Genomic DNA, 20,567 nt, shown 5'->3' on the forward strand with positions numbered 1-20,567 from the left:
GAGGCACCAGGCGAACATGGATTTTTCCTTCACCGAAGAACAAGAGACCGTCGGCAAGGTGGCCCGCCAGCTCTTCGAGCACCGCGCCACCACCGAGCACCTCACCGAGTTGGAATCGGGCGAGATTCGTTTCGACCCCGCACTGTGGCGTGAGCTGGCGGCGTCGGACTTGCTGGGCATCGCGCTACCCGAATCGGTTGGCGGCAGCGGTGGCAGCTTCCTCGACCTCGGCGTGCTGCTCGCGGAAGTGGGCTGGAGTGTTGCGCCGGTGCCGGTCTATGCGACCCTGGTGCTCGGCGCGGATACGATTGCGCGGCACGGTGACTCGACCACTCAGCGACGGTACCTACCGAAGGTGGTGGACGGAAGCACGATACTGACCGCCGCGCTCGCCGAACCGGGAAGCTCCGACCCGGCCGCCCCACGCACCACCGCACGGCCCGATGGCGACGCCTGGATCCTGGACGGCGTCAAGGAACTCGTGCCCGCAGCGCAGCTTGCCGACGCCATCGTGGTTTCGGCACGCGCGGACGACGGACCGGGCCTGTTCGTCGTCGAGACGGCCACCGAGGGCGTCGTCGTCACACCGGCAATCACCACCAACGGTGAGCCCTACGCCGACGTCGAGTTCGCTGGGGCCGTCGCGCTCCGACTCAACGAGGCCGGTGGCCGGGATGCCGTCGACTCGCTGTACACCAGGGCGCTCGTCGGACTGTGCGCCATGCAGGTCGGGGTGACCGAGCGCGCGTTGAAGATCGCGGCGTCCTACACCGGCGAGCGCGAGCAGTTCGGCAGGCCGATCGGCTCATTTCAGGCCGTGCAGCAGCGGTTGGCCGATGCATTCATCGACGTCGAGGCGATTCGGTGGACCACCTGGCACGCGGCGTGGCTGATCGCGGAAGGCCGACCCGCCGCCCGCGAGGCCGCCATCGCCAAATTCTGGGCCGCCGAGGCGGGTGCACGGGTCGTCGCATCAGCCCAACAGGTCCACGGCGGCATGGGCATCGACGTCACCTACCCGCTTCATCGCTATTTCCTGTGGGCCAAGCAGATCGAGCTCTCGCTCGGCTCTGCCCCCCAACAACTCGCCCGGCTCGGCGCGACATACCCGGAAGGAAACGCATGACCTCCACCGTCGACCGCACCACCACGCGCGCATGGAATTCCATCAACGTGGGCGAGGAAGTCACCCCGATGGACGTCCCGGTGACCACCACACTGATCGTCGCCGGGGCCATCGCGTCCCGCGACTACATGCCCGTGCACCATGACCGCGACTTTGCGAATTCCCAGGGATCCAAAGACATTTTCTTGAACATCCTGACGACTAATGGGCTTTGCGTGAAGTTCCTTCATGACTGGGCGGGCCCCGAGGCGATGATCAAAAAGTTGTCCATTCGCCTCGGCGTCCCGGCCTACCCGAATGATCCGATGCGCTTCACCGGATCGGTCACGGACAAATCGTCGGCCGACGGCGAAGGATTCATCGAGGTCACGTTCAGGGGCGCCAACAGCCTCGGCGACCACGTCTCGGGAACCGCGGTGCTCAGCCTGCTCGAAGGCGTGGATGCATGAACAGGGGCTCCTGCGGGATTGGCGGCAAGGCCGCGCTCGTCGGGATCGGGCAAACCGAGTTCTCCAAGGAATCGGGCCGCAGCGAGATGCAACTGGCCTGCGAGGCAGTCAAAGCCGCCATAGGCGACGCCGGTCTTCGTCCCGCCGACATCGACGGCATGGTCACCTTCAGCGTCGACGACAACGAGGAGATCGAGGTCGCCCGCAATGTCGGGATCCGGGACCTGACGTTCTTCACCAGGGTCCCCCACGGCGGTGGCGCCGCCGCGGGAACGGTGATGCAGGCCGCGATGGCGGTCGCGACGGGCGTGGCGGAGGCGGTGGTGTGCTACCGAGCGTTCAACGAGCGCTCCGGGTTCCGCTTCGGTGGCGCCGGCCGTCAGCCGGGAGTGACGCCGCTGTGGATGGCTCCCTATGCGCCGTTCGGGTTCATGACGCCGGCCGCCTGGGTCGCGTTACACGCGCAGCGCTATATGACCACATACGGCGTCACCAACGCCGATTTCGGGAAGATCTCGGTCATCGACCGCAAGCACGCCGCGAACAACCCCGACGCCTGGTTCTACCAGAAGCCGATAACCCTTGAGCAGCACCAACAATCGCGGTGGATCATCGAGCCCGTGCTGAGGCTGCTCGACTGTTGTCAGGAAAGCGACGGGGGTGTCGCCATGGTGGTGACGAGCGTCGAGCGCGCCCGCGACCTGGCCAAGCCGCCCGCCGTCATCACGGCCGCCGCGCAAGGAGCCGCCTACGACGGCGAGGTGATGACCAGCTACTACCGCGAGGAGATCACCGGCCTGCCCGAAATGGGAGTCGTTGGCGACAAGCTGTGGCGGGATTCCGGTCTTAAACCGCAAGACATTTCGACGGCTTTCCTCTACGACCACTTCACGCCTTTCGTCTTCACTCAACTCGAGGAGCTCGGATTCTGCGGCCGCGGGGAAGCCAAGGACTTCGTCTCGGTCGAAGAACTGTCACTGGGCGGCCGGATGCCGATCAACACCAACGGCGGGTTGCTCGGCGAGGCTTACATTCACGGCATGAACGGCATCACCGAGGGCGTCCGACAGGTGCGCGGCACCTCCCACAATCAGGTGGACAACGTCGAACACGTGCTGGTCACGTCGGGTACAGGCGTTCCGACGAGCGGACTGATCCTCGCGCCCGATCGCTGAGCGGGGAAGCCGGGAATCGAGATGACGTACGCGACGGCGGTCGACACCCGCGAGGTGCTCATCTCGGCTGCGTTCGCCTGTTTCCGCACGCACGGGTTGCGGAAGACGACGATCGTCGACATCGCACGTGTCGCGGATGTGTCCAGGAGCACGTTCTACGAGTACTTCCGGGACAAGGAGACGATCGTCGAAAGCTGTGCGGAGGCGGCGTCCCAGCGCTTCTATCGCAGGCTGGCCACGGCGATCGATCGGCACGGCGGCAGCACGCTGGAGGAAAAGCTAACGCGTGCAGGCGTTTTCGTCGCTCAGGCGCGTCGAGTCGTGGAGCCCGAATCGTATTTCGACCAGGACGAGGTCAGCCTGATGTTGACCAAGAATGCGTCGACCCTCCTGCGGGAATGCAGCGAGTTTCTCGCACCGTATGTCTCCGCGGCGCGGCTGACCGGCGAGGTCCGCGGTGACCTTGACATCCGGTCGGCGACCGAGTGGTTCGCGCGGATGTTGTTCTCGTTGTTCACCACCCCGTCGCCCTATCTCGACATGGGCGACGACGACGTGGTCGCCGACTTCGTCCGTGCCCACGTCGTGCGGGGATTCCTGAGTGACGGACTCAAGAGGCGCTAGTGTCGAGAGTCGTTAACTCGCATTCGGATCGTAGGCTTGGCGTGTGCCGGGCCCCGTTGCTGCGTCTGTGGCTTTGTCTAGTGCCTAGCGTGAGCAGTTGAGGGCGTGGACCCGCCGTGAACTACTGCAAGCGAATTGATGACTCACGACACTAGAAAATTCTGGCGAGACGGTCAGCTCACACGGGAATTTGTCCGGTGCCGCATTTACGTCGCCTCGTAGCGAGCAATGACCGTTTCGAGTTCGGCGGCGGCGTGACACATTCGCTGACCTAACTCCTTCACGGCGGTCGCTTCCAGCGACGCGAAGGGGATCGCCGAGACCGACATGACGACCGCGCCGTCGCTGTTCCGCACCGGGGCCATCACCATGGCCACTTCATTCAATTGGCCAGGGGGAAGCTCCGCGGTTAGGAAGTCGACCACGGTGCCGTCGGCGATGGCAGTGGCGAGGCTGGTGGTCACGATGTCGATGTCACCATGCCCGCTCAGCGCTTGAAGCGCAGTGTGCACCCGCAGCCATTCAGGGCTCAGACGCTCGATGGCGTAGCCGCGGTCGCGTACGTCGGCCAGTACTTCGTCCATGCGAGAACGAAATTCGGGCCTCGCCGATTTCAAGCGTGCGAGCCAAGCTCCATGCGTTTGGTCATCGGCCCACGCGACGAACTCGCGGCCGAAAGGGGCCAGGAACGGGATGTGGAAGCCAAGGCCTACCTGGGCAGCCGTCGCGGTCTGGCCAGCGGTCTCGATCACCGTCATGTCGGTTCCGTTGCGCCGTACCAGCAGAACCTGCATCTGAAGTTCAGTCGCCAGTTCGGCCAGGCGGGCCCGCACGAGCCGTCGTCCTGCTCCGGAAGGACGAGCCAATGCCTCGATGGCAGGGCCGCAACTGAATTGACCGGTCTCGGGGTCCCGGATTACCCAGTCGTGAACGGCCAATGCATTCAGCACTGCGTGTGCGGTCGCTCTGCTGATCTCCAACGCTCGGCCGACTTCGGTCACCGTAAAGCAACGGTCGGGGGCATCACCCAGCAGGCTCATGACGGCGACGACCCGATCGGTGGGTGGCGAAACGGATTGACGCGGTTGGGAATCCAAGGTTACGCTCGGTGTCATGATATCGATGCTATATCGAATATTCGATATAGCAAAGTCCGGCCGGCTGAACCACGCCGCGCGGCTGGCGGAGAGGAAGTACGGCGTATGGGGTCAATTCATCACCGCCGACCCGGCGTCGAGGCGATTGCTGCCGCATCGGGTAAGCCAGCGACGTCGCTGGGCGATGGCATCTGGATGTCACCTGGAGTGTCGAACACCTATGCCGTAGAGACCGGCAGCGGGCGGATCATCATCAACACCGGAGTTTTCTACGAGGGGCCACTGCATCGCGACGCCTACCAGGCGGTGCCGGGGCCGACCCACACGATCATCGTCACGCAGGGCCACGCTGATCACTGGGGCGGAGCGGCCGCGCTCCGAGACCCAGACACGGCGGTGGTGATGCACGCCAACTATTACTACTGGCGCGACGACAACGAACGACTAATGCCGGCCCGTGTGCGCAACACCGCCTTCGCCTTCGAGAAATTCACCAGGGCAACACTCGAACACCTCAAGGACGTCGACATGTCGCTTTTCGACATGTCTTTTCCTGAACCGACTATCACGTTCGATCGTCACCTCGGTCTGAACGTCGGCGGAAGGCAAGTGGACCTGCACTGGACGCCCGGAGGCGAAACCACCGATGCACTGGTCGCATGGTTACCAGACAGCCGAGTCCTGTTCACCGGTAACCTGTTTGGCCCGCTGTTCGGTCACGTCCCAAATCTCGTGACGATCCGCGGTGATCGGTATCGCGATCCGATCCAGTACATCGAGGCGCTCGATCTGGTGCTGTCCCTGCAGCCCGATCGCCTCATCACCGGGCACTTTGACCCCATCGAAGGTGCCGACCTTATCGCGACCGAGGTCACCGCCATGCGCGATGCCATGCAGTGGGTACACGACCGCGTCATCGATGCCATGGTGTCGGGCTCCGACATCTACAGCCTGATGAACGAAATCCGGCTGCCCGAACGTTTCGACGTCGGCGAGGGTTATGGGCGGACCACGTGGAACTCCCGCGCCATCTGGGAGCTCTACGGCGGCTGGTTCCACCACCGCTCCACCACCGAGCTGTTCCCCATCCCGCCGTGGTCGGTCGCGCCGGACGTCGTGGCGGCCGCTGGCGCCGAACGGCTCGTCGCGGCCGCCCGCTCGCGTTTAGACGCCGGCCAGGCGGTCGAGGCGCTGCACCTAACCGATCTAATTCTGGCCGGCGACGACACCAACGCGGCCGCCAAGGACGTCGCCATTGCCGCACACGAGCGTCTGCTCAGCGATGCAGACAACTTCTGGGTGAAGGCCTGGATCCATCACTCCATCAAAGGATTATCGGCATGAACGCGGTCACCTTCGACTTTGCCGGCGCCAAGGTTCTCGTCACCGGTGGCACGAGCGGTATCGGACAGGAGATTGCCACCCAATTCGCCAAAGCGGGTGCCGCCGTGACCATTACCGGGACCCGTGCCTCCACCGAAGACTATGACGACGACCTGAGCGCATTCACCTACCGGCAATGCCAGATCCGCGACGAAAAATCAGTCGACGACCTCGCCTCGTCGCTTGGCGAACTGGACATCCTGGTCAACAACGCGGGCGGTCCATTCCCGGAGTGGAAGGATGAATGGACCCCCGAGGGCTTCGCCCTATCCCTGACGCAGAACCTCTTCGGCGCGATGCGTTTGACTATGGCATGCGAGAGTCTGCTCAAGGGCAGCACGGCACCCGGCGGAGCCAACGTCGTCAACACCACCTCGATGTCGGCGTTCCGCTCGGCGATCCTGTCGCCGGGATATGGATCGTCGAAAGCGGCACTCACCGCACTGACGTGGAATCTCGCGCGACGCTGGTGCAACGACGGCATCCGCGTCAACGCCGTCGCACCTGGCCTCATCCACACGCGACTGAGCGACCCCGGTATCAATCTCCCGCAAGTCGTCGATGTTGAAATCGGATTCCATACTCCGCTCGGGCGTCCAGGAAAGCCTGAAGACTGTTGGGCGGCTGTGCTTTTCCTGTGCAGTGAACCGGCCCGGTACATCACTGGGACCACCATCGCCGTCGACGGAGGGTACCTGACGGTATGAGCACCGACACGCCGTCCGCGGTGGATTACCGTGCGGTCCGCAGCCCCGATGACGTCCTGCGCCTCGCGCAGCAGCGCAGCGGTTTACACGAAATCGATTCCGATTCCTGGCGCGAAGGATTGGCGATCCTGCTCGACGAAATTCACTCCTCGCCGCTGGTCACCGACTCGGGTCGCGAATACCTGATCAGCAACTTCGCGCGGGTCCTCGCGAGCCGCCTGGAAGTGCACGATTACGCGAAGCGCCACCCCGAAGTGCGCGAGCAGGAGATCAAACGGCCCCTCGTCACCCTCGGGATGCCGCGCACAGGTACCACCGTGATCAGCTATTTACTGGGCGAAGACCCGGCACGCCGCTCGCTGCTGCACTGGGAGTGCATCCACCCGGTGCCGCCCGCGACCACTGCAACTTTGAAGAGTGATCCGCGATGCTTGGCCCTCCTTGAAGAGCAGAAGGTGATGCTGAAGATGGTGCGGAAGGCCAAAGTTGCCATCCCGCACTGGGAAGACGCCGATGGTCCGACCGAGGACATGTTCATCCACGCCGCCGATTTCAAGGCCCTGTCGTGGGAATCATGGCAGCCCACTGCTCGATACTCCGAGTGGCTCATCGGCGAAGCGGACATGACGAGCACTTACGAGTATCAGAAGTTGGTGCTGCAAATCCTGCAGTCGAAGGCGCCTGGCACCTGGAACTTGAAAATGCCATCGCATGCGGTGCACATCGAAACCCTGCTGACCGTATTCCCCGACGTGCGTATGATTTGGGCCCATCGTGACCCGTTCAAGGCCACGGGTTCGCTGTGCAACCTGCTGATGATGCCCCAGCAGGTGGTGATGCGTGAAGCAGACATCGACCGCCGCGCGCTCGGCCGCAAGGCCACCGATCAGATGCGCGCGCACGTCACCCGCCCGCTTCGAGTCCGCGAGCGCATCGGAGATGACCGCTTCTTCGACATGTACTACTCGGAGATGATGCGTGATCCGATTTCAGTGATGCGCAGTCTGTACGACTGGGCCGGCGATGAACTCACCGATGACACCGTTCAGCGGATGCGTCGATGGCTTGCCGAACATCCTCAAGATCGGTTCGGTTCTGCCGCCTACTCATTGGAGCAGTACGGCTTGACCGTCGACGGGATCCGGCCCGTGTTCGACGAGTACTTAGCCGCCTTCGACATCGAGCTTGAAGGGACTGCGTGACATGCCCGAAGCCGAGGCGAACATATTCGGCCGCAGACGAGTCCTGGTTACCGGCGCGGCCACGGGCATCGGTGCGGCCATCGTCGACGTCTTCGTGAATTCCGGCGCCGACGTTGTCGCCACCTTCCATGAGGCGCCGGCTCCCGAGCGATCCCCAGCCTCCTGGCTTCGCTGCGACGTCACCAGTGTCAACAGCGTGGACGAGACGGTCGACGCAGCGGTGGCAGCCATGGGGGGCTTGGACGCCGTCATTCATGCCGCCGGCCTGTGGCTACCGGGCATCGCGGGAACGATCACCGACGCAGACATCGATCGGCTCGTGTCGATCAATGTGCGCGGGACCATTCACGTCAATCAAGCCGCTCACCGCATCATGCAGGGCTCAGGAGGCCGGATCATCAATTTCGGCTCCGCAGAAGCGGTCATGGGCAGTCCCATCTCGGCGGTCTACGCGGCCACGAAGGGAGCGGTACACGCGTGGACGCGCTCCGCCGCCAAGGCCTGGGGCAGTGAAGGCATCACCGTGAACGCGATCGCGCCGGCGATGCAGACGCCCGGAGCCGACCGCCTGCGTAGCTTTCTCGGTCCGGAAGGTTCGGCGTTCATGGACGAGAACCTGAAGTTGGCCATCCCATTGCGCGGAGCCCTCGGCGACCCGGCCACAGACCTTGCTCCGCTGCTGGTTTTCCTAGCCGGCGAGGGGTCTGGATTCATCACCGGCCAACTGCTCGCCGTCGATGGCGGCCTCATCATGCTGGGCGCCTGAGAAATCACACCGATCGGAGTACACCATGGACCGGCTGGGCATCGAATTCCTGAGCATCTTCGGCATGCCGCCACTCGAATTCATCTCTCTCACTGCGGAATTGGGCTGCCACTACATCTCCACGGCGCTGTACGGGGTGCCGCTGCCCGAATTGGGTTACCCGACGTATTCGCTCAAGGACGACACACGTCTGCGGCGCGAGGTGATCGCCGCCCTGGCCGATACCGGTGTGAAAATCTCGTTGGGCGAGGGACTGCTGATCCTGCCCGAACGCGACTCCGCCAGTCTGGCAGCCGATCTCGACCTGATGGCCGAGCTCGGCGCCCAGAAGGTCAATGTCGTGAGCTTCGAACCCGATCTACGCCGAAGCTGCGACGAGTTCGCCGCGATCACCGAGATGGCTGCCCAGCGTGGAATGAATACCGTCACGGAGGTCGTGCCGGGCTTCACCATCGGAGACCTCCGCACGGGCATGACGGTGGTTGAATACGTCGATCGACCCGAATTCCGCCTGCTGATCGACACCATGCACATCGCCCGGTTGGGCACGCGGCCCGCAGACCTCGCAGAAATTCCGGCGGCCTGCATCGGATACATCCAGCTGTCCGATACCACTATGACCAGCCGATTCGACGACTACAACTTCGAGGCCATGAACGAGCGACTGGTCCCCGGCGCCGGTGAGGTGCCCCTCAAGGAGTACCTGGCCGAGCTCCCCAGGGACGTCGTCGTCGGCCTGGAGATGCCGCAACGCGAGGCGGCCCTCGCCGGTACCGGGGCAGCCGAGCGACTGCGTCCCGGCATCGAAGCGGCGCGGCAACTACTCGCGTCCATCTGAACGCCGTCCCACAACGCGCACGAAGAAAGGCAATGAAAATGGAAGAAGGGCAACGAGAATGAAGGCAGACGATCTGTACCACTGCGGACTCGTCGTCGAAGACTTCGACGCCGAGATGGCTTTCCTCACCGACGTAGTCGGTCACCGGTGGACTCAGGATTTCGAGGTGGACCAGACGGTCGAAGTCGACGGCCGGGTCGACACCATCCCCCTACGGCTCGCGTTCTCGCTGACCGAACCACGACTGGAACTCGTCCAGGCCGTTCCCAACACCCTGTGGACCCCTTCGACCTCGGGCCTACACCACCTCGGATACTGGTCCGACGACATCGATGACGACATCGCGGAGCTGCGAGAAAATCACTTTGCTGTCGAGGGGCGGGGTCTAACCCCCGAAGGCGAAACGCTCTGGGCGTACTGCAAAGGACCGATCGGTCCCCGGATCGAACTCGTCAACCGCGTGATGCAGCCGGTAATGGAGAGCTTCTTCGCCATGGGGGCGGCCGATCCTGCGCGCGTTGACGGCGATCGGCCGATGCCATGAAGCAAGCGACAGTCATTGCCGTCGGCGAGACGGGGTTACTCGACGTTCCGAAGCCGCAAACCGGACCGAACGACGTCCTGTTGCGAATGCGTGCCTGCGGCGTGTGTGGGTCCGACGGGATTTACATATCCATGGGTGGGGTCCCACCTATGCAGGGTCGCATGCCTCTGGGCCACGAACCCGCCGGTGAAGTCGTCGAGGTGGGCGCGGACGTCGTAGGGATCCAGGTCGGGGATCACGTCGTGGTCAACCCAATGAGCGCCCCGAGCGGCATCATCGGAAACGGCGGCACCACAGGAGCATTGGCACCGTACCTGCTCATCGAGAACGCGGCGCGGGGACGCAGTCTCGAGGTCATACCCGACCACATACCGTGGGAGGTCGCAGCGCTCAACGAGCCCATGGCCGTCGCCCTGCACGGCGCCAATCGCTGCAACCCTCGAACCGGAGACAAGGTCGTCGTCTTCGGCGCCGGCCCGGTGGGCCTCGGCGCAGTACTGGCGTTCAAATCGCTCGGCGCAGGCCACGTGGTCGTGATCGACCCAATCACCGGCCGTCTCGACAAGGCGCAGCAAGTCGGCGCCGACGCCGTGATCAATCCCGCCGAGGAGGACGTCGTCACTCGGCTCCTGGAACTGCACGGCGAGGGCGAGTCGATGTTCGGCGGTCGGGTCGGCACCGATGTCTACCTCGACGCTGCTGGCGCGAACGCCGTCGTCGACACCGTCCTGTCGGCGGCGAAGCGGGGCGCGCGATTGACGATCGTGGGCGTCCACAAGGAACCCGTGTCCGTGGAGCTGCTCAACGTGATGGGCAACGAAATCGAGATCGTCGGATCCTGTGGATACCCCGACGAAATCTTCGAAGTGACAAAGGATCTGGTGGCCAACTGGCAGAAGTACGCCGTCATCATCAGCCACACGATTCCGTTCGATGACGTCGAGGAGGCACTGCGGCTGGCGGCCACCCCCGGCGCCGCGGACAAGGTCGTCGTGACGTTCCCCTGACGTCGCGCACGACCATCTTTGGGATTCGATCGCGTTTAGCGTCGGATCGCAGCGGCCTGCCCTGGGCCTCCGTCGACTGTGTGCTGTCAGCTCGACTCCAGCCCATTCACGCTCGCCGACCCCGGCTCTTGTCGCACGATTCGAGTTCTCGGGCGAGCTGATGCTTGTTCAACTTTCACGCGTCGGTGCGCGGGAGGCACCGCGTGAATGAAATCGACCGAGGCACTTGTATCTCGCCAGCCGCGCGTACAGCCACGCCAGCAATTCTCCGGCGATCACGTCGCCGGCGTCGGCGAGGTCGGACAATTCGATCACCGCCTGGCCAATGTCGGCGTCCGCAACACTTCATCTAATTCTGCGCACGGGGACATTGGACCACCCGCAAACATTGGACATTGCCACCCGCCGCAACCCGCTGCGATCGACTTCGTACTCGGGGAGGAGATCGAGCAGCGCGCCTAGGGCGATGCGGCTCTCCATCCTCGCCAACGCGGCCCCCAAACAACTGTGTATGCCGTAGCCAAAGGCGAGATTGAAGCCCATTTTGCGCTCCCTGTCGATGTCCAATCGGTCAGGATCAGGGAACATCCGCTCATCGCGCGTCGCTGAACCCGTGACGAGCAGGACGGCGCTACCCTCGGGAATTGTCTTGCCGTGCAACGCCACATCGCGGGTAGCGGTGCGGACCTGGTACTGTGACGGCGCTTCGTAGCGCAGCAACTCTTCGATCGCGGCCGGAATCTTGCTACGGTCCTTCTGCAACTTCTGCCACTGGTCGGGAAAGTCGGCGAAGGCGACCATGGCATTGCCGATGAGCTTGGTGACGGTCTCCGCGCCCGCTCCCCCGAGCATGGTCGCGAAGCCGGTGATATCCACATCGGTGAGCTTCTCGACCTGCCCGTCTCGCTCGATCTCGGTCTCGATGAGCCGGCTGATCATGTCGTCGCAGGGTTCGGCACGGCGCTTCTGCACCAGGTTGTAGTAATAGATCCCCGTCTTCGTCGAGGCCTCGAAACCCTCTGCGGTGGTGGCGATCTCACCGGGGCGCCGTTCAAGCAGCAGATCGAGCCAGAGACGAATCTGGTCGCGGTCCTGCTTCGGCACTCCCAGCATGGTGGTGATGACCTCGTTCGGAAACAGGGCCGAGAAGTCGGCGACCACGTCGAAGGAGGACGGGTCGAGCGCATGAATGCGCTCGTAGACCTTCTCGCGCACCATGTCTTCCAGCGCGGCGATGGCGCGGGGGGTGAACACGTTGCTCACCAGCCGGCGCATCTTCTGATGTTCGGGCGGGTCCATCGAGATGATCACTTTGGGCACCGGCAGCGCATCGTCGTGCGCCTGCACCATGTCCAGCGTGGCGCCCTTGGCAGACGAGAAGGTTTCGTAGTCTTTGGTAGCGGGCGCCACGTCGTCGTAACGGGTCAAGGCCCAGAAGTCCCACTTTGCGTTGTAATAAACGGGAGCCTCGTCGCGCAGGCGACGGTACGTGTCGAACGCTCCATTGAAGAAGTCGTCCGAGAACGGGTCGAAATCAACAGGATTCTCAGAAGCGATCTGCGATGACGTGGCACTCATAGGATCGCCCCGGTTTCCTTGTAGGTCTCGATGGTGTCCCAGTCCAAGCCCGCCTCCATCAAGACCTCTTCGGTGTGCTGGCCGTGTTCGGGTGCGCCCGGCGGGACAACGGCCCGTTCGTCGAACTGGACGGGGTTTGTGGGCAATGAGTATGGCGAGCCGTTCATCGTGGCGGTGTTCGCGACATAGCCGTTGGCGGTCACCGCCGGGTCATCACAGAGTTCTCCGGGGGTTTGGACAACCCCCCAGGCGCCAGAGAGTTCGGCCAGCTGTTCGCGCCATTGCGCGAGTGTGCGTTTTGCGAACACCTCGTCCATGAGCGAGATGAGTTCCGTGCGGTTGGCGAAACGTGCTGCGGGACTGGCAAACCGCTCGTCCTCGACCAATTCGGGCAGGCCGATGGCGCGCATCGCTTCCGGGTAGAACTTGTCGAGTTGCAGCATCATCAGCTGGACGTAGCGGTCGTCCTTGGTGCGATAGGTCCCCACCAGCGGGTTGGGTGCGTCGGCATGGCTGTACTTCGGGATCGAGCTGCCACCGTGGATCTGGCTCACCGCGACGTCGGGGCTAAGGTTCCACGCGGCCAGCCCGAGCAGGGAGACATCCACCACCGAACCCTGGCCGGTAGTCGCCTTCCTGTACAGAGCGGCCGCGATCCCGCCGGCGATCGCCATGCCCCCGAGGAGATCTCCGAAGGCGGGCCGCGACCGCACCAACTCGTCGCCGTCTTCGGTGAGCATGGCGGCGATGCCGCCGCGCGCCCAGTAGGAGACGCCGTCGTAGCCAGGCTTGTCCGAATCGGGACCCTTCGGGCCGTGGCCTGACCCGCGCACGTACACGATGCCGGGATTCGCTGCCCTGATGTCGTCGACGTCGATGCCCATCTTCTTGCGGCGAGTCGGCAGATAGCTGGTGAGGAATACGTCGCACGTGGCAGCGAGCTTACGGATGACGTCCTGGCCGCCGGGTGTGCTCAGATCGACGCCTATGGACTTCTTCCCCCGATTCGGTATCTCGATCATGTAGTTGACCGCGCCGCCGCCCTCGTCCACGATGCCCATCGTGACCAGGCCACGCTGTGGATCACCGCCCTCGCGCGGCTCGACCTTGATAACCTCGGCCCCCCACTCGGCGAGCACGGCGCCGGCCGACGGGACGAAGGTCCACGCCGCGACCTCCAACACGCGGACGCCGCTGAGCACTTTGTCGTCGGAAATGACGGCCTCCATTGGTCTCAGTGGTACGGGTGCGAGCGCACCGGCAGGCTTGCAACGGCGAAAACGCACGATTGCATTATCTGAGAATGTCAGTTTCGAACGGATTTGTAAACCGCGTCGGCGCGTGAGGCAACCGGCGCCGGAGGCTATGGGCGCGCCGATAACCGCTCGGGCAGCGCGGGATCTCCGTTGGCCCAGAAGGCCCGCCACGTCGGCATGCGCTGGGGCATGGCCGCACGCAACCGAACGTCGGTCGGCCAGCGCATGAATTCCGGACCCGGGCGCTCCGTCACGTCGACCGAGTACCAAGGATGCTCCCGCCGCTTGACGAAGCACCACTGGCCGCCGCGGCGCTCGTAGACGTCGTCGTAACGCATCGTGATCACAAACCACCCGTCGCCGTCCTCGTGTTCGGCGCGGCAATACACCGATCCGGTCGCGTGGTCAGGGTCGACGAAATCGAACTGGTGGCCGCAGATCAGGTGGATGCTGCGGTAGAACCGCCGAAGTACCCGGTCGTACCAACGCTTCAGCGCATCCCTGCCGCGGCCCTCCGCGCCGGCGTCGACGTCGTCGACGAACAACGCCACCAGCGCGTTGAGATCCCGGGCGTCGAGGGCCATCGCGTATCTACTGGGCAGCTGGCTGATCGCGAGACTCGATTCGACCCGGTCCAAACGATCGCCAGTGGACCGACGCCCCGCTTCTGCGGCCATGGCGGAATTGTAGGCCGAAAGCAACGAATGAGAACCTTTGTTCTCGTTTTCTGCAAAGGCTACTATCCTGCGCTCATGCCCTTCCCGAAGATCTTGCCCACGATTCCCGCTCTGGTGAGATCCTGCGCGGCACGTTTCGGGGACAAGCCGTTCCTCATCGCCGATGGTCAGGAATTGACCTATATCGACCTCGACCGGCGCTCGGCTGCGCTGGCGATTGCCCTGCTGGCGGAGGGTATAAGCAAGGGCGATCACGTCGGAATCTTGATGCCGAACAGCGTCGATTGGGCCCTGGCCTGGTTCGCCACCACGCGCATCGGCGCGGTCGCGGTGCCGCTCAACACCTTTTACCAGGCGTCCGAACTCGCCTGGACCGCACGCCATGCCGACCTGCACGCGATCCTGACGTGGTCGCGGTTCCGCAATCACGACTTCCTCGCTCGCCTCCGGGAGGCGCTGCCGGGGCTGTCGGATCAGCGCGAGCCGGGCCGCATCGCCGTACCCAAAGCGCCGTTCCTGCGGACCGTTGCCGTGTGGGGGCCATCCGATCAGGCCTGGACGACAACGATCGACGGCGATGGCAACATGTCGGCCAGCGACACCGACTTCCTGGTCGATGTGGAACTGTGCGTAACGCCGGCCGACGACGCGACGATCATCTACACCTCGGGCAGTACCGGAGACCCGAAGGGTCCCGTCCACACCCACGGCGCGCTGGTGCGGCATACCTACAACCTCACGTTCACCTATGGGGTCACCCACGACGACGTGATGTTCACCGCCATGCCCTTCTTCTGGGTGGGAGGTCTGATCACCGGATTGCATGCCGTGATGCACCACGGCGCAACGCTGGTCACCCAGCCCGCGTTCGACGCGGCCGAGGCCCTGGAACTCATGGAGCGCCACCGGGCGACGATCACGCTGGGCTGGCCCCAGCAGGGTAAGACTCTGGCCGAGCATCCCGATTTTCCTGGACGCGATCTGAGCTCGGTGCAACGGACCAGCATGCCCGCGATGGTGCCGCCCGCGCGTCGACCCAAGGGACCTAACGCGCTGGGGATGACGGAACTGTGCGGCAACCACATTGGGGTCGACCCCTATGTGCCGCAGCCGCCCGAGCGGTCCGAAACCGGTGGCGTATCCATCGAAGGGCTGCACCATCTGATCGTCGACCCTGACACGGGGCGGCCGGTGCCCGTCGGCGCGCCGGGCGAAATCTGGGTTCGCGGATACTCGTTGATGCAACGCCTGCACAAACGTGAGCGCGAAGAGGTGTTCACGCCAGACGGCTACTACCGGACGGGCGACTGCGGCGTCGAGTACAACGACGGTTGGATCAGGTTCACCGGTCGGTTGGGCGATCTGATCAAGACGGGTGGCGGCACCAACATCACACCCAGCGAGGTCGAGCGGGCGCTGGCCGACTGCGACGGCGTGCTGGAGGCATACGTGGTGGGCGCCGAGAGCGAGGAGCACGGCACTGTGGTCGCGGCGGCGGTGGTACCGCGCGGCGACTCGGCGCTCGACGGCGAGTCCTTGCGGGCGCAACTGCGTGGCCGGTTGTCGGCGTACAAGGTTCCGAAGTTCATCTGGGTCACCGCGAAGCAAGAACTCCCTTTCACCGCGAGCGGAAAGGTCAAGAAGTCGGAGCTGGCGCAACAGCTCAGCGAACTGTTGGCGCACCCTAAGGGGTGACCGGCTGCCCGTCTGCCATATTCGTGGTCATCAGTGTCAACGGAATGCCGAACAACGGCTCCAGCTTGACTTCGGTCAGCTCGAAGCCGTCACCTTCGTGCCGCTGCCGGAAGTCGGGCTTGACGCCGTATCGCGCCGCGATGTGTTCGCCAGCATCACAATCCGCGGTACGAATCACGACAGAGAACAGGCCGTCGCCGTTGCGGGACAAGAACTCCGCCGCGGTGCCCGCGTCCGTCGGTGCAGCCGCGGTGGGAGCGATGAGCTCGAAACCGCGGTCCCAGTCGAGTCGGATTTGCAGGCCGAGGTGCTCGAGCTCGAAAGCCTCGAACTGAAAGCCCAATGCGCTCAGGTACTCCGCAGCGCGGTCGAGCCGCTCGAGGCCGATCGCGAACACGACGTGGTGCAACTGTGGCTGCGGCATACGAACGACTCTACGACACCCCAAAGGGCGCTTTCCGATAACCGGAAATATTGATTCTCATTACGGTAGATTCGCCGCTGCGAACCCAAAACCCGTGCGGAGAGGCGCTCATGGCACTCGAACAATTCAAGCTGGACGGTCAGGTGGCGATAGTCACCGGCGCCGGACGCGGCGTCGGCGAAGGCATCGCCAAGGTACTCGCAGAAGCGGGCGCCACCATCGTTGGCACGGCACGAACTTCGTCCGAGGTGGAAGCGACGGTCAAGGATATCGAACTAGCCGGCGGTACAGGCCTCGCGCTCACTGCCGATGCACTCAAACGTTCGGACAGCGAACGCGTGGTGCAAACCGCCGTCGACAAGTTCGGCCGAATCGACATCGTTGTCAACAACGTTGGTTTCGCAACGTATGGCCCATTTCTGAGCCTCACCGACGACAACCTTCGGCAGACGTTCGACTACTGCGTCACTTCTGCCTTCATCATGAGCCAGCTCGCGGTGCCCCACATGTTGAAGGTGGGACGGGGCTCCATCGTGAACATCTCCTCCGGTGCAGGTCGATTCGGAATCCGTGGATTGTTGCCCTATTCCGTGGCCAAGGGCGGGCTCGAAGCTCTGACCCGAGCCATGGCGCAGGAGCTCGCCCCCAAGATCCGGGTAAATGCCATCGCCCTGGGCGCCTTTATGACGACCGGACTGCAGTCAAGCTTCGACCTCATGCCGGGCTCCGAGGAGAAGCTGAAGGAGCTGACGCCCCTGCATCGTATCGGCGACGTCGCGGACCTCGGCCGACTGACGCTATATCTGTCCACCCGCGATTGCTATGCCACCAATTCGACCTTCATCGTCGACGGTGGCCTCCAGGGGCCGAATTCATCCCTGCCAATTCCCGACCTGTAGCGCAAAAGCACCCTACGAAGGAGCAATTGACGTGGTAGACCAAATCTTACGCGTCGCAGTCATATCCACCGGTGGAGTGGGCAGCATCGCCTTGCGCGCGATCAACCGCCGCGCACACCTCGACCTGGTCGGTGTATGGGTGCACAGTCCCGAGAAGGCGGGCCGCGACGCCGGTGAGGTAGTCGGGGTCGGCCCCGTCGGCGTCACGACCACCGCCGATCTCGACGACATCATCAAGCTCAAGCCCGACTGCGTGGTGTATGCGGCCATGAGCGACGAAATGGATGCGGCCGCGGTGCGCGACTATCTCCGCATTTTGAGGGCCGGCATCAATGTGGTCACGACCAACACGCCCGGAATGATGTTTCCCGACCGGTGGATTCCCAACCTGGCCGATCAGGTGCGGGCCGCGGCGCTCGCCGGCGGCGCCACGATATACACGTCCGGTATCGAACCCGGCTTCGCCGGCGACCAGTTCGCCGTCATACTGTCCACCCTGTCTAACACGATCCGCTCGGTCCGTGCACAAGAGATCTTTGACTACTCGGCCTATCCCAACGAGTACCTGATGTTCGACGCCATGGGTTTCGGTCGCCCACTGGATTTCAAACCGATGCTCGAACTCGAGGGCGCACAGCGGTTCGCCTGGGGACCACCGATCGGTCTCGTCGCCCGCGCCCTCGACGTCGAACTCGACGAGATCACCGAACGCTACGAGCGCGTGATCACGCCACGCGACCTACACGTGGCGTGCGGCTTGATTCCGGCCGGCACCTGCGGAGCAGTGAGGGCCGAGACCACCGGGGTAGTCGCCGGCCATCCGGTGATCACCATCGAGCACATCAACCGCATGGCTCCCGACCTGGCGCCGCAGTGGGCGTCGGCGCCACACGGCACTTACCGCATCGTGATCGAGGGTGAACCGCACATCCACTGTGACCTTCGCTTCGGTACCGAAGGCACCGCGGCATCGGCGAATGACAACGCCATGGAGGCGACGGCCATGCGCGTTGTCAACGCCATCCCGTACGTCATCGATGCGGCTCCCGGCATCGCCACATCACTGGATCTGCCGATCACCGCGCCCCGCAACGCGCTGGATTTCGCTAGACGGTGAACATCGGACCGCGCCGTTACCCTCATCGACAATACGGCTTCACCAAGCAACTGCTGCCTACGCGGTGACGATGCCCGCGGACGTCGCGAACGCGGTTGCGTGGCTGGCATCAGATGAGTCGAAGTTTGTTACCGCAGCTGCAATTTCAGCATGTCGGGGTCGTCCAGGCTTAGCAGCACCGCACTCAGCTCGGCCGGACGGGCAAAGAACGGCGAGTGGCCGCCGTCCAATTCGACGACCCGTGCCCCGATCCTGCCGATCGCGTTGCGCCGAGCCCACGACTCCCCCACGGCGCGGTCGTCCCGCATGAGCACGTAGGTCGACGGCGTATCGGGCCAGCGGCTGATCGGGCAACGCTCCGTGAACACGGTGAACGCCTGGTGCCGTAGTTCGCTGAACGCATGACGTGCCATCGATTCCGGGCAATCATGGTAAAAGCCTTCCCGCACCGATTCCCAGGTAAGACCGAACGGTCCGGTACCTTGTTCTTGCGGCTCGGGAAATGTGATCGCATCGGGGTTGGCGGCCAGGTGTTCGACGAACGAGTGGCCCGGGACGGGCAGGAGGCCACCGACAAACACCATTCGGCGCACCGGGTACAGCGTGGCGATGACGGGTGCGCAAAGTCCCGAAATCGAGTGCGCGACAACGACAACGTCGTCGGATGCGCCATCAGCTTCTCGCTCAATCGCAGCGATCGCCACTTGCGCCCACTCCAGCGCCCCGGCCGAGTCGTCATCGACCGGGAGATCAGGTGCGATCACGCGATGGCCTCGCCGCGCCAGCTCCGTGGTGACCGCATCCCAGCAGGAGCCGTAATGCAGCCCGCCGTGTAACAGCGCGAATAGGGTCATCGTCCGGTGCGGGAGAGCCGAGTAACGATTTCGGGTCCGGCCAGGGGCCATTCGATGACGCCAGGCGCTGCGGCCACCACGCGAGGAATGGCATTCACCGCGGCCATCGCGGTGGCCGTGATTCCCGGATTGACGTGATTTTCCTTGGACGGTTCGAGGTACAGTTCCAGGCTCATGCTGGGATTTCCTTCGACACGAAAGACCATTCCGCCCTGTTCCACGCGCGAGGGCTTCGGCCAGTGTTCGGGCCACGGTGTCGAACTCACCGTCGCGAAATATTGGACTGCCACTACTGGCCGGTCGTTGGCGACTCCGGAAAGCTGCCAGCGATGCCCGCAGATCGTTCCCGACGGCACCACGCCCACAGCAGTTGGTAGATCAACGGGAGCGAGCAGAGTCTCCCAGTCGAGTTCCACACGGTCGAGTTCGATCCCAAGTACGTCCGCAAGGTAACGCACGACCGCCTCCCAGTCGTGATTCACCTTGCCCGAAGCTATCCGGGCGGGTACGTGGCCATCCGGCTTGCCGAAACCCATTGACTCGTGCAACACATCCCAGATCGGATAGGACTTGTCCAAGTCCACCGCGTACTCGTCCATCCGATACGAATCGACGGTGCCCGCGCCGGCGAGCAGGGCGGTCGGAAGGTTGAGGCTTATGAATCCGGGTTCGCTACCCGTAGCGTAAAGGGTCGAATTGCCCTTCTTCGCGGCCGAATCGAGCGCGGTACGCCAGTGTTTCGGCGCAGCCGGCGGGTAGACCATCGGGATGGTCGAGATTGTAACGACGTTGATCCCTGATTCCAGCAGCGCGGCAATATCCGCGATCGCGTCCTCCTCCCGCCGCACCGCCGTCGCACAGTAGGACACACAATCGGGCTTTAGCGCAATGATTTCCGCCATGTCGTCGGTGGCCGTCACTCCCACGTCCGCCACCCCGCAGAGCCGACCCGCATCTGTGCCGACCTTGCTCGGTGTCGACACCTTTATCCCGACAAGGTCCAGTGCCGGATCGAGAATCGTGGCCCGCAACGCTTCTCTTCCCGTGAGACCCGTACCGATGTGGACGACTCGATGGCGGCCGAAACCGTGGTCAGTCATCACCGCTGCCTCCGATCAACGAAATTGCGATTATCGATTCGACACGCTG

The 20,567-nt window shown here is 63.7% G+C and carries 21 protein-coding genes; 14 read left to right on the top strand and 7 right to left on the bottom strand.

Annotated features, from left to right (window positions below; genetic code table 11):
• Positions 1 to 16: 16 nt before the first annotated feature.
• The 4 genes from QGN31_RS17160 to QGN31_RS17175 are packed head-to-tail and all read left to right on the top strand — an operon-like array spanning position 17 to position 3,374.
• Complete coding sequence (locus QGN31_RS17160; protein WP_009976133.1) at positions 17 to 1,126, top strand: acyl-CoA dehydrogenase family protein; 1,110 nt, start codon at positions 17 to 19, stop codon at positions 1,124 to 1,126.
• Positions 1,123 to 1,575, top strand: coding sequence for a MaoC family dehydratase (locus QGN31_RS17165; RefSeq protein WP_009956512.1), 453 nt, complete (start codon positions 1,123 to 1,125; stop codon positions 1,573 to 1,575). Before QGN31_RS17160 ends, QGN31_RS17165 begins: the two co-directional genes overlap by 4 nt.
• Entirely contained in the window at positions 1,572 to 2,750 is a 1,179-nt protein-coding gene (locus QGN31_RS17170; RefSeq protein ID WP_014382240.1) for a lipid-transfer protein, read from the top strand. Before QGN31_RS17165 ends, QGN31_RS17170 begins: the two co-directional genes overlap by 4 nt.
• A gap of 21 nt (positions 2,751 to 2,771) precedes the next feature.
• The gene (locus QGN31_RS17175) at positions 2,772 to 3,374 is read left to right on the top strand and encodes a TetR/AcrR family transcriptional regulator (protein ID WP_009956515.1); all 603 of its coding nucleotides are present in this window, start codon (positions 2,772 to 2,774) and stop codon (positions 3,372 to 3,374) included.
• Positions 3,375 to 3,580: 206 nt separating this feature from the next.
• On the opposite strand, the gene QGN31_RS17180 is transcribed toward QGN31_RS17175, so the two are convergent.
• Complete coding sequence (locus QGN31_RS17180) at positions 3,581 to 4,489, bottom strand: helix-turn-helix domain-containing protein (RefSeq protein ID WP_083862992.1); 909 nt, start codon at positions 4,487 to 4,489, stop codon at positions 3,581 to 3,583.
• Positions 4,490 to 4,576: 87 nt separating this feature from the next.
• Here QGN31_RS17180 and QGN31_RS17185 point away from each other — a divergent pair, with 87 nt between their 5' ends.
• From QGN31_RS17185 to QGN31_RS17215, 7 genes are read left to right on the top strand one after another with little or no spacing between them, the layout of a single operon-like run.
• Positions 4,577 to 5,815, top strand: a complete 1,239-nt coding sequence (locus tag QGN31_RS17185) for an alkyl sulfatase dimerization domain-containing protein (protein WP_043954682.1) — start codon at positions 4,577 to 4,579, stop codon at positions 5,813 to 5,815.
• Positions 5,812 to 6,561, top strand: coding sequence for an SDR family NAD(P)-dependent oxidoreductase (locus QGN31_RS17190; protein WP_014941648.1), 750 nt, complete (start codon positions 5,812 to 5,814; stop codon positions 6,559 to 6,561). The genes QGN31_RS17185 and QGN31_RS17190 overlap by 4 nt, the downstream gene beginning before the upstream one ends.
• Entirely contained in the window at positions 6,558 to 7,763 is a 1,206-nt protein-coding gene (locus tag QGN31_RS17195; protein WP_014941647.1) for a sulfotransferase family protein, read from the top strand. Before QGN31_RS17190 ends, QGN31_RS17195 begins: the two co-directional genes overlap by 4 nt.
• A 1-nt stretch (position 7,764) precedes the next feature.
• Positions 7,765 to 8,529 (top strand): SDR family NAD(P)-dependent oxidoreductase, encoded by a 765-nt coding sequence (locus tag QGN31_RS17200; RefSeq protein ID WP_014941646.1) that lies wholly within the window; start codon positions 7,765 to 7,767, stop codon positions 8,527 to 8,529.
• Positions 8,530 to 8,554: 25 nt separating this feature from the next.
• On the top strand, positions 8,555 to 9,367 hold the full coding sequence (locus QGN31_RS17205) for a sugar phosphate isomerase/epimerase family protein (RefSeq protein ID WP_014941645.1): 813 nt from the start codon (positions 8,555 to 8,557) through the stop codon (positions 9,365 to 9,367).
• A 58-nt stretch (positions 9,368 to 9,425) separates the two neighbouring features.
• Positions 9,426 to 9,911: a VOC family protein gene (locus tag QGN31_RS17210; protein WP_014941644.1), complete on the top strand. Its 486-nt coding sequence runs from the start codon at positions 9,426 to 9,428 to the stop codon at positions 9,909 to 9,911.
• The gene (locus QGN31_RS17215) at positions 9,908 to 10,918 is read left to right on the top strand and encodes a zinc-dependent alcohol dehydrogenase (RefSeq protein ID WP_043954680.1); all 1,011 of its coding nucleotides are present in this window, start codon (positions 9,908 to 9,910) and stop codon (positions 10,916 to 10,918) included. Before QGN31_RS17210 ends, QGN31_RS17215 begins: the two co-directional genes overlap by 4 nt.
• Before the next feature lie 345 nt (positions 10,919 to 11,263).
• Here QGN31_RS17215 and QGN31_RS17220 read toward each other — a convergent pair whose 3' ends face one another.
• From QGN31_RS17220 to QGN31_RS17230, 3 genes are all read right to left on the bottom strand, one after another.
• Positions 11,264 to 12,496, bottom strand: coding sequence for a cytochrome P450 (locus QGN31_RS17220; RefSeq protein ID WP_014941641.1), 1,233 nt, complete (start codon positions 12,494 to 12,496; stop codon positions 11,264 to 11,266).
• Positions 12,493 to 13,725, bottom strand: coding sequence for a CaiB/BaiF CoA transferase family protein (locus QGN31_RS17225; protein WP_014941640.1), 1,233 nt, complete (start codon positions 13,723 to 13,725; stop codon positions 12,493 to 12,495). The genes QGN31_RS17220 and QGN31_RS17225 overlap by 4 nt, the downstream gene beginning before the upstream one ends.
• A 134-nt stretch (positions 13,726 to 13,859) precedes the next feature.
• Positions 13,860 to 14,336 carry a nuclear transport factor 2 family protein gene (locus tag QGN31_RS17230; protein ID WP_326544710.1) on the bottom strand — a complete coding sequence of 159 codons (477 nt, stop codon included), beginning with the start codon at positions 14,334 to 14,336 and terminating at the stop codon, positions 13,860 to 13,862.
• Positions 14,337 to 14,504: 168 nt separating this feature from the next.
• Between QGN31_RS17230 and QGN31_RS17235 the strand changes: the two genes are divergently transcribed.
• Positions 14,505 to 16,124: a class I adenylate-forming enzyme family protein gene (locus QGN31_RS17235; protein ID WP_014941638.1), complete on the top strand. Its 1,620-nt coding sequence runs from the start codon at positions 14,505 to 14,507 to the stop codon at positions 16,122 to 16,124.
• On the opposite strand, the gene QGN31_RS17240 is transcribed toward QGN31_RS17235, so the two are convergent.
• Positions 16,114 to 16,548 (bottom strand): hypothetical protein, encoded by a 435-nt coding sequence (locus QGN31_RS17240; protein WP_014941637.1) that lies wholly within the window; start codon positions 16,546 to 16,548, stop codon positions 16,114 to 16,116. The genes QGN31_RS17235 and QGN31_RS17240 overlap by 11 nt on opposite strands.
• A 110-nt stretch (positions 16,549 to 16,658) precedes the next feature.
• Between QGN31_RS17240 and QGN31_RS17245 the strand changes: the two genes are divergently transcribed.
• Together QGN31_RS17245 and QGN31_RS17250 are read left to right on the top strand one after the other, a co-directional pair.
• Positions 16,659 to 17,447, top strand: coding sequence for an SDR family NAD(P)-dependent oxidoreductase (locus QGN31_RS17245; protein WP_009956523.1), 789 nt, complete (start codon positions 16,659 to 16,661; stop codon positions 17,445 to 17,447).
• A 76-nt stretch (positions 17,448 to 17,523) separates the two neighbouring features.
• Positions 17,524 to 18,564 carry an NAD(P)H-dependent amine dehydrogenase family protein gene (locus QGN31_RS17250; RefSeq protein WP_014941636.1) on the top strand — a complete coding sequence of 347 codons (1,041 nt, stop codon included), beginning with the start codon at positions 17,524 to 17,526 and terminating at the stop codon, positions 18,562 to 18,564.
• 128 nt (positions 18,565 to 18,692) lie between these two features.
• Here the strand turns inward: QGN31_RS17250 and QGN31_RS17255 are convergent, their stop codons facing one another.
• Positions 18,693 to 19,418 carry an alpha/beta fold hydrolase gene (locus QGN31_RS17255; RefSeq protein ID WP_014941635.1) on the bottom strand — a complete coding sequence of 242 codons (726 nt, stop codon included), beginning with the start codon at positions 19,416 to 19,418 and terminating at the stop codon, positions 18,693 to 18,695.
• Positions 19,415 to 20,338, bottom strand: a complete 924-nt coding sequence (locus tag QGN31_RS17260; RefSeq protein ID WP_014379733.1) for a dihydrodipicolinate reductase — start codon at positions 20,336 to 20,338, stop codon at positions 19,415 to 19,417. The genes QGN31_RS17255 and QGN31_RS17260 overlap by 4 nt, the downstream gene beginning before the upstream one ends.
• Between the last annotated feature and the right edge of the window lie 229 nt (positions 20,339 to 20,567).

The sequence above is a fragment of the Mycobacterium sp. 2-64 genome (genome assembly GCF_035918375.1).
Lineage (GTDB): Bacteria > Actinomycetota > Actinomycetes > Mycobacteriales > Mycobacteriaceae > Mycobacterium > Mycobacterium intracellulare.

What these genes read in the sequence shown, in the direction of transcription:
- QGN31_RS17160 (WP_009976133.1), top strand. Translation starts at nt 17, where the DNA reads ATGGATTTTTCCTTCACCGAAGAACAAGAGACCGTCGGCAAGGTGGCC.
- QGN31_RS17165 (WP_009956512.1), top strand. Translation starts at nt 1,123, where the DNA reads ATGACCTCCACCGTCGACCGCACCACCACGCGCGCATGGAATTCCATC.
- QGN31_RS17170 (WP_014382240.1), top strand. Translation starts at nt 1,572, where the DNA reads ATGAACAGGGGCTCCTGCGGGATTGGCGGCAAGGCCGCGCTCGTCGGG.
- QGN31_RS17175 (WP_009956515.1), top strand. Translation starts at nt 2,772, where the DNA reads ATGACGTACGCGACGGCGGTCGACACCCGCGAGGTGCTCATCTCGGCT.
- QGN31_RS17180 (WP_083862992.1), bottom strand. Translation starts at nt 4,489, where the DNA reads ATGACACCGAGCGTAACCTTGGATTCCCAACCGCGTCAATCCGTTTCG.
- QGN31_RS17185 (WP_043954682.1), top strand. Translation starts at nt 4,577, where the DNA reads ATGGGGTCAATTCATCACCGCCGACCCGGCGTCGAGGCGATTGCTGCC.
- QGN31_RS17190 (WP_014941648.1), top strand. Translation starts at nt 5,812, where the DNA reads ATGAACGCGGTCACCTTCGACTTTGCCGGCGCCAAGGTTCTCGTCACC.
- QGN31_RS17195 (WP_014941647.1), top strand. Translation starts at nt 6,558, where the DNA reads ATGAGCACCGACACGCCGTCCGCGGTGGATTACCGTGCGGTCCGCAGC.
- QGN31_RS17200 (WP_014941646.1), top strand. Translation starts at nt 7,765, where the DNA reads ATGCCCGAAGCCGAGGCGAACATATTCGGCCGCAGACGAGTCCTGGTT.
- QGN31_RS17205 (WP_014941645.1), top strand. Translation starts at nt 8,555, where the DNA reads ATGGACCGGCTGGGCATCGAATTCCTGAGCATCTTCGGCATGCCGCCA.
- QGN31_RS17210 (WP_014941644.1), top strand. Translation starts at nt 9,426, where the DNA reads ATGAAGGCAGACGATCTGTACCACTGCGGACTCGTCGTCGAAGACTTC.
- QGN31_RS17215 (WP_043954680.1), top strand. Translation starts at nt 9,908, where the DNA reads ATGAAGCAAGCGACAGTCATTGCCGTCGGCGAGACGGGGTTACTCGAC.
- QGN31_RS17220 (WP_014941641.1), bottom strand. Translation starts at nt 12,496, where the DNA reads ATGAGTGCCACGTCATCGCAGATCGCTTCTGAGAATCCTGTTGATTTC.
- QGN31_RS17225 (WP_014941640.1), bottom strand. Translation starts at nt 13,725, where the DNA reads ATGGAGGCCGTCATTTCCGACGACAAAGTGCTCAGCGGCGTCCGCGTG.
- QGN31_RS17230 (WP_326544710.1), bottom strand. Translation starts at nt 14,336, where the DNA reads ATGGCCCTCGACGCCCGGGATCTCAACGCGCTGGTGGCGTTGTTCGTC.
- QGN31_RS17235 (WP_014941638.1), top strand. Translation starts at nt 14,505, where the DNA reads ATGCCCTTCCCGAAGATCTTGCCCACGATTCCCGCTCTGGTGAGATCC.
- QGN31_RS17240 (WP_014941637.1), bottom strand. Translation starts at nt 16,548, where the DNA reads ATGCCGCAGCCACAGTTGCACCACGTCGTGTTCGCGATCGGCCTCGAG.
- QGN31_RS17245 (WP_009956523.1), top strand. Translation starts at nt 16,659, where the DNA reads ATGGCACTCGAACAATTCAAGCTGGACGGTCAGGTGGCGATAGTCACC.
- QGN31_RS17255 (WP_014941635.1), bottom strand. Translation starts at nt 19,418, where the DNA reads ATGACCCTATTCGCGCTGTTACACGGCGGGCTGCATTACGGCTCCTGC.